The organism is Neobacillus ginsengisoli (assembly GCF_030813055.1).
In genome coordinates, this window is sequence record NZ_JAUSTW010000014.1 from 54,573 (window position 1) to 65,480 (window position 10,908).

General features: G+C 37.4%; 10 protein-coding genes and 1 pseudogene. 6 read left to right on the plus strand and 5 right to left on the minus strand.

Annotated elements, in window-relative coordinates:
• Nucleotides 1–112: 112 nt before the first annotated feature.
• Together J2S10_RS25620 and J2S10_RS25625 are read right to left on the minus strand one after the other, a co-directional pair.
• Nucleotides 113–373, minus strand: a complete 261-nt coding sequence (locus J2S10_RS25620) for a hypothetical protein (RefSeq protein WP_307413757.1) — start codon at nt 371–373, stop codon at nt 113–115.
• A 114-nt stretch (nt 374–487) separates the two neighbouring features.
• Nucleotides 488–721: a hypothetical protein gene (locus tag J2S10_RS25625; RefSeq protein ID WP_307413758.1), complete on the minus strand. Its 234-nt coding sequence runs from the start codon at nt 719–721 to the stop codon at nt 488–490.
• Between the two features lie 635 nt (nt 722–1,356).
• Between J2S10_RS25625 and J2S10_RS25630 the strand changes: the two genes are divergently transcribed.
• The 6 genes from J2S10_RS25630 (at nt 1,357) to J2S10_RS25655 (ending at nt 8,935) form a co-directional block, all read left to right on the plus strand.
• Nucleotides 1,357–2,346: a tyrosine-type recombinase/integrase gene (locus J2S10_RS25630; protein ID WP_307413760.1), complete on the plus strand. Its 990-nt coding sequence runs from the start codon at nt 1,357–1,359 to the stop codon at nt 2,344–2,346.
• Nucleotides 2,297–3,055, plus strand: coding sequence for a Sir2 family NAD-dependent protein deacetylase (locus J2S10_RS25635; RefSeq protein WP_307413781.1), 759 nt, complete (start codon nt 2,297–2,299; stop codon nt 3,053–3,055). Before J2S10_RS25630 ends, J2S10_RS25635 begins: the two co-directional genes overlap by 50 nt.
• A 622-nt stretch (nt 3,056–3,677) precedes the next feature.
• Nucleotides 3,678–4,829, plus strand: coding sequence for a type III polyketide synthase (locus J2S10_RS25640; protein ID WP_307413762.1), 1,152 nt, complete (start codon nt 3,678–3,680; stop codon nt 4,827–4,829).
• Entirely contained in the window at nt 4,822–5,535 is a 714-nt protein-coding gene (locus J2S10_RS25645) for a methyltransferase domain-containing protein (RefSeq protein WP_307413764.1), read from the plus strand. Before J2S10_RS25640 ends, J2S10_RS25645 begins: the two co-directional genes overlap by 8 nt.
• Before the next feature lie 24 nt (nt 5,536–5,559).
• The gene (locus J2S10_RS25650) at nt 5,560–6,705 is read left to right on the plus strand and encodes an NAD(P)/FAD-dependent oxidoreductase (protein WP_307413766.1); all 1,146 of its coding nucleotides are present in this window, start codon (nt 5,560–5,562) and stop codon (nt 6,703–6,705) included.
• Nucleotides 6,706–6,790: 85 nt separating this feature from the next.
• A complete protein-coding gene (locus J2S10_RS25655) occupies nt 6,791–8,935 on the plus strand; it encodes an MMPL family transporter (protein WP_307413769.1) in 2,145 nt (714 codons plus the stop codon).
• A 116-nt stretch (nt 8,936–9,051) separates the two neighbouring features.
• Here J2S10_RS25655 and J2S10_RS25660 read toward each other — a convergent pair whose 3' ends face one another.
• From J2S10_RS25660 to J2S10_RS25670, 3 genes and pseudogenes are all read right to left on the minus strand, one after another.
• Nucleotides 9,052–9,615, minus strand: a complete 564-nt coding sequence (locus J2S10_RS25660) for a PTS sugar transporter subunit IIA (RefSeq protein WP_307413771.1) — start codon at nt 9,613–9,615, stop codon at nt 9,052–9,054.
• A gap of 11 nt (nt 9,616–9,626) precedes the next feature.
• The gene (locus J2S10_RS25665; protein ID WP_307413773.1) at nt 9,627–10,355 is read right to left on the minus strand and encodes a PRD domain-containing protein; all 729 of its coding nucleotides are present in this window, start codon (nt 10,353–10,355) and stop codon (nt 9,627–9,629) included.
• A gap of 419 nt (nt 10,356–10,774) precedes the next feature.
• A pseudogene (locus J2S10_RS25670) lies at nt 10,775–10,908 on the minus strand (IS110 family transposase); the annotation flags it as partial.

Genomic DNA, 10,908 nt, shown 5'->3' on the forward strand with positions numbered 1-10,908 from the left:
TAACGGGTGCTTTAACACAATAAGAAATAAAATTAAAGAGCCTAAAATATGCAAGTTTTTATGCAATATTTGCGTATTTTAGCTCTTTTTACGCTGCCATAAATAGGATTTTTTAATTGCCAAATACACACGTATTAAAATCTACTTTGCGGTCTAGAACAGCAACCCTGTGATTAGGCCATTTAGGTAAAATGTATTCTAAATATTTGATTACCTTTTCATCAGGAGACGCATAGCCAACATTCAACTTACTAATTAAATATGGACCGAAATCGGGAAGTAAAGCATCTGCCCATTCCTCCGCTTGTCTTTTCGAATCAAAAATACGAATATCTTCCTCATAATTACCATTTATCCATACGATGTTCTCCATAAAGTCACCCACTTTTTTTGGATTTAAGAGAAATAAAAGTAATCACATCATAAATTACCTTTAAGATAACTCAATTTAATCGCCCAAAAGGGGCGGTAGCAATTTATAAGTTGCTTATTTAAATATTGCCATTCTTTTATGGAGCAATAAAGAAAACAAGGATATTAAAATCCCAGCAAGCAAAATCCATCCTTTTATCTCATATGAAATCATTACAATAAGTTCCCAAAAATTTGTGGGACCAGAATTTGAAGAATTACTGTACGGATAACCGAAAATAAAAGGAATAAGCCCAAAAATAGTAAGTATGATGCCAACTATCAATAAAAACAAAGATATTTGTTTCATTAGACACCCCCTTGTTTATATTATATATAATTTCACTGAAAATTCAGTCATATGGAAGTTTATTTTTTTCTTGTTCAACTCCTGCTAGTTAGTTCAATAAGAAAAAGGGCTGCCACAGCAACCCAATTGTTCAACAAACAGGTACACGTAACTTTAAGTACATTTTCAATTTTAGCAAATTGAAAAGAGCTGTGTTAAAATTCTCCTATTGAATTTTAGGCTGACTCAACATCAATCCAATTAATATTTAAGTGTTTAAAGGTGCCATGCTCGGTGCCCAAATTTTTAAAATTACAAATCACAAGAAAACATTAGGAAGCAAGAAAGCTTGATTTATCAATACTTTAGGGCACATTAAGGTACTAGAAAAACAGGTGTCAGCAAACTTCAAAACTGCTTGAGACCTGCGTGCCAGGTCTGGTGGGTTCGATTCCCACGCAGTCCCGCCAAATAAACCCAGTGATATCAAGGACTTCGACTGTTTTTAAGCTCTGTTTTTCTGGCTATTTGAACAGTGAGTTGGAGTTAAAAAGTCACCAGTATTTTTTCTGAAAATTACTTAGTTCTAGTGCGACTGACTATAGGTGTACTAGTGTGTCAAATCCACCAAATTTGTATGAAGGGTGGATTTTTTTATGCAAACGGATAGGAAAACCCAACGTAAAGGTTCGAGAACTTCACATAGTAATAACTGCTTTAAACAAACTGAACAAAAGATGACTCTGTTTGAAATGTTTGAGCGATTTATGGCCTTCAAACAAACTGAGGGTTTGGCAAAGCCTACAATCCAAGGCTATTATGAACATTTTCATTATCTCAATGATTACTTGGGAGGAGATGTTCCTAATGAAGAAGTTACTGTTGAATTGTTTCGAAATTATATTGGCTATATGCTTAATGACCAAGGTTTAAAACCCACTACTGTTAATGTACGTATCAGAACAAATCGTGCTTTCTTAAGACACTGTTATCAAGAAGAATGGATTGAAATACCTATACACGAAAAATTTAAGCCAATTAAAACTCCCGAAGATGAAATACAATCTTTTACACCAGCAGAAATAAAAGCGTTATTAAACCAAGTTGATGATTCAAGATTCGTAGGATTCCGTGATAAAGTTATGATCTATGTCTTATTGGATACTATGGTCGGTATATTGGAACTCCTTAATATGAGGAGAAGTAACGTGGATTTAAAGAGTGGGTACATCAAACTTGAACCGCATGAAACCAAGACAAAGCGTAGTAGGAGTGTTCCAATATCAACAAAAACAATTAAACTTCTCGAAGAATACATGAGGGAGTCAGACGATTTCGGTAGCGAATTCTTATTTGTTTCCTATGACGGTAGAAAAATTCTTAGTAATACATGGAGGAGAAGGCTAACAGAATTAGGTGAAATGGCTGGTATCTCTAATAAAAGAGTATCGCCTCACACTTTTAGACATACAGGTGCACTATTCTATACTATGAATGGCGGTGATCCATTTTCTTTACAAAAAATACTGGGTCATTCTGACATGAGCATGGTTCGAAAATATAGAATGGGAAAAGAAAGGAATTATCCAGGCTATTATCACCCAAAATACAGATGGCTTTCATTCTGGAAATTTGAAAGTTTCTGAGCTTCATGGCACACTCAGCCATTGTCATTGTAATACCTGTGGAAAAATATATGACAATCAACTTTTCTTAGAAAATCAAACACATTGTAACTGTGGAGGATTTATAAGACCATCTGTTATTCTTTTTGGAGAGTCACTATCAGAAGAGGCTATAGCAATGGCTGAGGAAGAGACAATAAAAGCCGATTTATTTATTGTTCTTGGCTCTTCGTTACAAGTTTCACCAGCGAATTATTTTCCAACTTTAGCAAAACGAAATGGAGCAAAGGTGGTGATTGTGAATGGCGAAAAAACACCTTTAGATCCAATAGCAGACCTAGTAATTAATGATAAAAAGATTGGCAATGTCTTAGAAGAAGTGAATAATCTTTTTATAATAAAATCAATAGTTGAAACGATTCTAGAAGTTGGCTGGAAAGGAGGAAGTATTTCATTGGTTAGGCATATTATAAATAATTCAGTTAGGTATTGTGTTACAACAAATGAAGGTGCCTTATATGATGAAGCAGATGATTTACCTATAGAAGCATATTTTCAAAAATCAGGTCTTGTATCAGAAATTTTTCAAGCAATGAAAGTTCTAGACCGATACCCATGGGCACAATTGGTTCCAATAAAAGTTCATGATGATTATAAGGAATATATATTTAATCAAGTTATGAAAAGAAAACCAAGAGATATTGATAGGTGGAAAAGGGTATGTAATTGAAAGTAAGTTAGAAAATGGAATCTTTGGGACTCACACAAAATGTATGATTACTGAGTTATAAAAAAAGTACGATATAATTAATATTAGTGAATTTGGCAAAGATACTAGTGATATAAATAGAAAAATATTAGTGATAAACTCATTTGAAGTTTATTTGGTTGGGTTTCTTCCTAATGTAGCAAATTACAAAAATACTTAATTAGTACGGGGAGTCTTTAAAACTGTTCGTGCGGTGCGTGCCACCGTAGCTGGGTTCTTTCTCAGGTAATCCCGCCAAATTTTGGGACATGGGGTCCTATGGTAGAGGGCTTTTCGTTAGTGCCAGCACTGATTGGTGCCATTATTGTCATCATTATTGCTGGAATCATTGCAAAGCATTAGATTTTGTTGAAATGGGAGTAGAAGTTTTGCCTTTTGCACGAGGGGCTGGTTCTGTATAGAACCTGCCTTTTTGATTTTTTAGTAAGACTATGTAACAAAATACCCAAAAGGTTGCCAATAAAAAGCTGTTTTTTCCCTTGTCCACAACTTCATATCATATTTACTTGAAAAATCTAATAGAAATGTTAAGTAAAGAGTTGGATTAATTAATCTACTAATTGGACAAGGGGATGAATGGTGTATGAATCGAACGGATCAATTGATTGCGATACTGGGAATAGGAACGGCTGTACCAGAATTTTGTTTAGATCAAACAGATACTTCACAAAGATTGGCTGAAGCATTAAAAGAGTACCCGGACTCTATGCGATGGGCAAAAAGAATATTTAAGCAATGCGGAGTGGCAACTCGGTACACGTGTGAACCGAATCTGTTGGAATCCGCCGAAGATTGCCGTTATTTTTCACAAAATTCCAATCGACGATTTCCTTCAACCGCTGAACGAATGGAGATCTATAAAAAAGCGTCTGTACCGCTTGGATTGAACGTTGCGAGAAAGGCACTTGAAGATGCGAAAGTGGATGTGTCTGACATAACGCATTTAATCACGGTTAGTTGTACAGGACAGTTTCTTCCGGGATTGGATACAGAATTGGTCAAAGGTTTGGGACTAGCTGAAACGATTAATCGGATTCCGCTTAACTTTATCGGATGCGCAGCGGGCTTAAAAGCTGTTTGTATGTCACGGCAAATCGTGTCGAATAATCCTACCTCAAAAGTATTAATCGTGTGTGTGGAATTATGTACGCTTCACATTCAACCGTCTACCCAACGTGAGGCTTTATATGGAACCAGCTTTTTTGGGGATGGAGCTTCTGCATGTATTGTAGGTTCTGCAGGAGCTGAGCATACTGCGATTTTTCAATTAGGAAAGGAGCATTCCGTTCTCCTGCAAGACGCTGCAGGGGATATGGTGTGGGAAGTAGGCGATTATGGTTTTGATCTTTATCTGTCACCGAATATTCCTAAACTGATTGGCCAATTTGTTCCGGAACAGGTAAAACACCTATTACGTGATGACCAAAAGCCTGATATTTGGGCTATACATCCCGGAGGTAAAGGGATTATCGACAAGTTAGAAGAAATATTCGAACTTACGGAAGAACAGACCAGACCTAGCCGTAACGTGTTGCGCAATTTTGGAAATATGTCTTCTGCTACCATACTATTTGTGCTCAATGAAATGAGACAAGAGTTACAAGCTCTTCATTCTAAGTCAGCCAGCGGTTTAGCCTTAGCATTTGGGCCGGGTATTACCTGTGAGATGATCCAGATCACCTATCTCCCATCCGTTACTTTACAAGCACAGCAGTACGTTCACGATCATGTTTAGAGGGTTTAAGGAACGTGCGATCGAACCAGAGATGATGGATGATTTTTCAAAAGGAGGAATAGAGCTTCAGAAGGCATTGCAACATCTTCGTATCATTAATCGGATTTTTGGCGCCTCCGCCCCAACACTTTATGGCGTACAACGATTATGGAACGAAGCGAACAAGCCAAGGCATTTATCAATCCTGGATATTGGATCAGGCTCCGGAGATGTGAATCGGCGCATTCTGAAATGGGCGGATAAGAACCAGATTGATTTAAAGATCACTTTAGTAGATATCACAGAAGAAGCCTGTGAAGAGGCAAGGCAATTTTTTCACAATGAACCGCGGGTAGAGGTAATCCGAAGCGATTTATTTGAGCTTTCTAAAAACTGTGCGGATTTGGTAACGGGAACGCAGTTTGTTCATCACTTTGCTGCAGATGATCTTCAAAAAGTAATCGTAAGGATGTTAAAGGCTTCGAGGATCGGCATAGTGGTCAATGACATCCATCGGCATTGGATTCCTTGGACCGCGGTGTGGCTGACATCAAGAATAATCTCTAATAACCAATATATCTTAAATGACGCACCGTTGTCTGTGGCAAAAGGGTTTCGTTTGGAGGATTGGAAGAATCTCGAAAAAGCATTGGGGGAATTAAACATGTTCTATTCCTGGAGACCTTTGTTTCGATATGTAGTTATAATCGGGAAACACAAGATCTAATCCATATTTTCGGAGTTGATTGTAATGAATCGTATCCAAGATGTAGCGGTACTTGGAGCTGGGATTGCTGGCAGCAGCTTGGCCAAATCTTTAGCAGACCGGGGGTGGGAGGCTGTTTTAATCGACCGTAAGCAATTCCCGAGACATAAAGTCTGTGGAGAATTTTTTTCCCCTGAATCTCGTAGTATGTTGAGACATTTTGGTCTGCTTGATGATGTGGAAGCTTTACAGCCAAGTATGATCAATAAGATAAGGCTAATTTTCAATTATGGCGATCCTTTAGAATTCCCTTTACCTGATAATGCAATTGGGATAAGCCGATATTCACTGGATTCCACTCTGCACAGCGCGGCGCTTAGATCCGGTGTCCATGTAAAGACCTCTACTACGGTTGAATCTGTGACTCCCCATCAAAGTGGATTCAGAATTGAGACAAAACATAGTGGGGAGAGAAAAACCTATTATGCGCGGGCCGTTATCGCAGCATGGGGTGCTAATGCTCGCTCAGGGCTCCCCGGGTTTAAACCGAATAGAACTGAAAAAAACACGTATATCGGCGTGAAATCCCATTTTAAGGTAACTGAAATGGAGCCGATTGTAGAGCTTTATTTTTTTGATGGCGGATATTTGGGTATTGCCCCAATCGAAGACGGATTGATCAATGTTGCGGCATTGTTGAAAAGGAACGATTTCCGGCACAATGAAAAGACGGTTTTAGGACTAATTGATTCTGCTTGCCGCAGGAACTCGAAGTTGTATCAAAAGCTATCGAATGCCGTTCCAATCTCAAGTTCACAGGCTGCTATTGCTCCGGTAGTTCTAAACCGTAAACCACTTGCATGGGAGATGATTCCCCATGTAGGAGACGCCTCACTCATGCTTCCGCCACTCTGCGGGGACGGGATGTCGATGGCTCTACGCTCGGCCCAATTGTGTGCACCTTTGGCAGACGGTTATTTGTCAGGAGACCTAACATTTGATAAGTGGAAGGATGAGTATTCACATTCTATTCAGCGGGAATTCAAGGGTCCCTTAAAATGGGGAAGACTTCTCCAATGGCTATTGGATGTACCTGCTATGCCCCGGCTATTATTAGGGACAGCGCATCTCACACCAGGTTTGGTAGATAGATTGGTTCAAGCAACCAGGTTAAAAGAAAGCAACTTGTAGTTAGCATCCCAACTCATTTGGCAACACCCTTCACATACCTTTCGTGAAGGGTGTTCTTCGGTAAATAAAGAAAAGGAGCATAGTCATGAACCTTCGTAAGCTTGCCAATATCTCCATTAAATATCCAAAAGTAATCATCCTAATTTGGTTATTATTTTTTATCATTTTCGGATTTTCTGCCCCAAAGCTACCTACTGTTCTAAAGGATCACGGCTTAATACCGGATGGTGAAAGTACCATTGTTCAGCACACCATGTCAACTGACTTCCACATTCCCGAGGATCCCGTCATTCTCGTTTTTGAAAAAAAAGAATCTGTATCCGATGAAAATTTTCGATGGTTTATTCAGAAAACATTATTTCAATTAAAAGGAATCGACGGACTAACCCAAATGGTATCACCGCTCCAAAGAGAGGGGATGACCAATGGGAATTTCGCTTATGCTCTGTTGGCTTTTAAACAAAAAACCTACGAGATGACGCCTGTACTTGATGAAATCCAAAGACGTCTGCCAATGAATACAGAAATCTCGGTGAAATTGACAGGAAAATCTGTCGTCCAAACTGATGTGAATCGAGCGAGCCAAACTGATTTAATAAAAGCAGAACGGATAGGAATTATAGCTGCTTTTATCATACTATGGCTGGCTTTTGGAGGAGCTATTTCCGCTATGATTCCCATTATTATTGGGGTGATCGGTGTTACAGGTACCATGGGAATCATGTACTGGATGAACACCGAGGTCGAATGGTCCAATTTTGTATTGAATGTGATTCCGATGGTGGGACTTGCTCTTAGTATTGATTTTGCTTTAATGCTAGTTAGTCGGTTTCGTGAAGAATTAGAAAGAAAGCCTGCTGAAAAAGCACTGGTTATAACGATGGAGACAGCTGGTAGAGCTGTTTTATTTTCAGCACTCAGCGTCCTTTTGGGATTAATGGGGATTTTATTTATTCCTTTACCTATGTTTTTTACCATTACTTTAGGAGCTATGATGGTGTTAACAGTTTCCGTACTGTTAAGTTTAACATTGGTTCCGGCACTTTTGTATGTATTGAGGCCTGTAATATTAGCAGAAAACAAGTCATTTTATAGACTCAAAAAATGGAATTTTTGGTCCGTCATATCACTTTACGTTATGAGAAGACCAGTTCATTTGGGTTTATTGGCTGCCTTCCTCATAAGCATTTGTATCCTGCCTTTGAACAAAATGGAATTGGTTATTCCAGATGCAACATCCTTACCGAAAGACTATAATTCTAGACTCGCTTTCGAGACCTATCAGACTCATTTTGTTTCTCCAACTAATTCAGAGGTTTATATCGTAGCGCATGGGAAAACAGATAGCTTGAAAAAAGATGATTGGTTGAACGCTTATGCACTAATTCAAAGATTAGAATCCGATCCTGAAGTACAAAAAGTGGATTCTGTTTTTTCGAACCTGCGAATGCCGCCCGAGCAGCTGGCCACCATATTTCAAAAACCAATATTAAAAGCGAAATACAAACCCTTCCTTCAACATTTTGTTAAGGGAAATAAAATACTCATACATGTTACAGTAAAGGGTGAGCCTTCATCTTATAACGTTATGAGTTGGCTCAGACATTGGGAGCAGGAAGGAGAACTCTCAACTATACCTTTCATGTTGGGAGGCGAACCAAAATACCAACAAGAGGTTTTTGATGATGTATTTCAAAACATCAAGTACGTGCTCTTCTTTATTATCGTTTCCAATTATGTAGTCTTGTTTATTGCATTCCGATCCGTTCTCGTTCCGTTAAAAACGATTGTTATGAATCTCTTAAGTCTAGGAGCATCGTTCGGTATCCTAGTATGGGTATTTAAGGAGGGGAATTTTGGAATTGAGCCGAACAAGATTGCGATCATGATTCCTGTATTTATTTTCGGATTAGTGTTTGGGATCAGTATGGATTACGGGGTATTCCTGGTATCGAGGATCTTTGAAGAATACAAAAAAACACGAGATAATAATCAAGCAGTACTGGTAGGACTATCCTCTATTAGCAGGATTATAAATTCAGCTGCTGCCATTATGATATCCGTTACATTGCCGTTTGCATTCGGAGATGTAATAGGGGTTAAACAATTAGGGATCGGTATTGCAGCAGCGATTTTCATTGATGCTACTGTAATAAGGATGGTATTAGTTCCATCTTTAATGAAAATGATGGGAAAATGGAACTGGTGGGCACCAGGTTGGTTGAAATGATGAAGAAAATGGTCTATCTAACGATAAAACACTCACAAATGCTGTTAAAACAGCATTTGTAAGTGTTTTTGTAGGTAAAAATAGTAATTGAAATTCAAGGTAAATTTCTTCAAAAATTAAAATTGCACATTTTCCGGATGGCATTTCCAATTATACATTGAAACCATCGTTTCAATAAATTCATTATATTCTCTACACTTGATCAGTTTATTTATATTATTGATATCACTCAATATTATGGTAATAGGATCAAAAATTTCATTGAAAATTTGTCGTTCATTGGCTTTGAAACATAACATAATAACTAATTGAATGGGCTTGTTGCTCCAAACAATATCGTTTTCACTGATTAATACACTTAAACCAGTTTTTTTAGCATGCATTTCCATAGAATGAGGAATGGCAAATAAGTTGAATGCTGTTGAAGACATTTTTTCTCTTTCCAAAATTTCCGCCTCAAAGTTTTCCCAAACATAATGTTGAGCCTCAAGTTTTTTCACCATATGATGAATGGCATCAACCTCATTTTTTATATCATTATTAATTTCAAAAAGCTCTGGAACGATAAGTTTTCTTAGATTTTCTTCAAAATGCCTTTGCTTCTTTTGGATTTTGATTTGGACCATTTTTTCACGGATAGAATTTATGTCTATTCCATTTAGAAAAAGTCCAATTTGCACGATTGGGATATTTAATAACTCAGCAATTGGTAAAGTTGAAATGATGAAATCAACGGGAGAAATTTTTTTAATTCGCTTTCATCCGTCAAAATATTTGTAATTAGGATATCTGAAGAAAAGTGTCTGTTTATAGAATCGGCTAATCGCAAATTAATATCGTAATAATTTGGGCAAAAAATAACCGCTGTAATTTTAGTGCTAAATATTTTATGAGATCCAATTGCGCTGCCTAAATGGAAGGCTATATAAGCAATTTCATCATCGTTAATCGTTACTTCTGTCTTTTGCTTGATGACCTTGGCCAGTGAAACGGAAATGTCATAAATTAAAGGGCAAGCAGTTTTATTGCCATCTTTGAGTGGGTTTTTACTGAAATAATTATTGCGTGCTCGAACTAAAAGGTTTCGTAAATGTAAAACAAATCTAATAAAAAAGTCCTGTTCATCGAGCTGAATATAATAAAACATTTTCATGTATTTAATCAGCTCTTTAACCAGATCTAAATTTTCTTTTCCAACATAATCGATCAGATTTGAATGATCGATTAATTTATAATCAATTGAAGTGGCCCGAGAAGCGAGAAGAAGAGCAAATTCATAGGTTTCTTCATCGGAATAAAGAATATTAAAATGATTTTCAAGTATTTTTATTACGTTCTTTGCAAACTCTAAATCACGTTTTTTAATAGGTGGCAGGACCTCATCCTTCAAATCGGTTCCGTACCCCAAGAGTACATGCACTTTGCTCCTGTGTTCCCTATCATCTCTCCATTTATCTGCTACTTTGCGGTCTATGACAGCAACCCTGTGACTAGGCCTATATGGAGGCTTTTATCATATTGTTGGCAGGATAATCAATGGACCTGATTTATGGATACCAACCGAGGAAGGGGAACAGTTTTCTTCTCTAGGTCATAATGATATTGAGATAGGGTTTAATAAAGATTTAGCATTAGTACCAACTGAATTCCCTAGACCAGTAATTCAGTTTGAATTTCAAATGAATGTTCCGTGGTTGTTAAGCTAAACCAGCTAATAGTTTGTCAATATTTTTCAATAAAAAATTAAATTTCTCATGCTATACTAAAAATGTGCACGCCAAATAACCTTCCTAAATGCTACTTTTGGAAGGTTTTGTATTTTTTAGTTTTATTTATTATTTAAGCTATATCTTGGAAAGGTGAGTTGCTTTTTAATAGTGCATAGATCCATTGTAAAAGCTTATTTGCACAGGCTATTACAGCTACTTTATAAGGCTTTCCTTCTTCCCGTTTCTTATCATAGAACTCTCGTA

Coding starts and splice junctions, on each gene's coding strand:
- J2S10_RS25620 (WP_307413757.1), bottom strand. CDS start 373: ATGGAGAACATCGTATGGATAAATGGTAATTATGAGGAAGATATTCGT.
- J2S10_RS25625 (WP_307413758.1), bottom strand. CDS start 721: ATGAAACAAATATCTTTGTTTTTATTGATAGTTGGCATCATACTTACT.
- J2S10_RS25630 (WP_307413760.1), top strand. CDS start 1,357: ATGCAAACGGATAGGAAAACCCAACGTAAAGGTTCGAGAACTTCACAT.
- J2S10_RS25640 (WP_307413762.1), top strand. CDS start 3,678: ATGAATCGAACGGATCAATTGATTGCGATACTGGGAATAGGAACGGCT.
- J2S10_RS25645 (WP_307413764.1), top strand. CDS start 4,822: ATGTTTAGAGGGTTTAAGGAACGTGCGATCGAACCAGAGATGATGGAT.
- J2S10_RS25650 (WP_307413766.1), top strand. CDS start 5,560: ATGAATCGTATCCAAGATGTAGCGGTACTTGGAGCTGGGATTGCTGGC.
- J2S10_RS25655 (WP_307413769.1), top strand. CDS start 6,791: ATGAACCTTCGTAAGCTTGCCAATATCTCCATTAAATATCCAAAAGTA.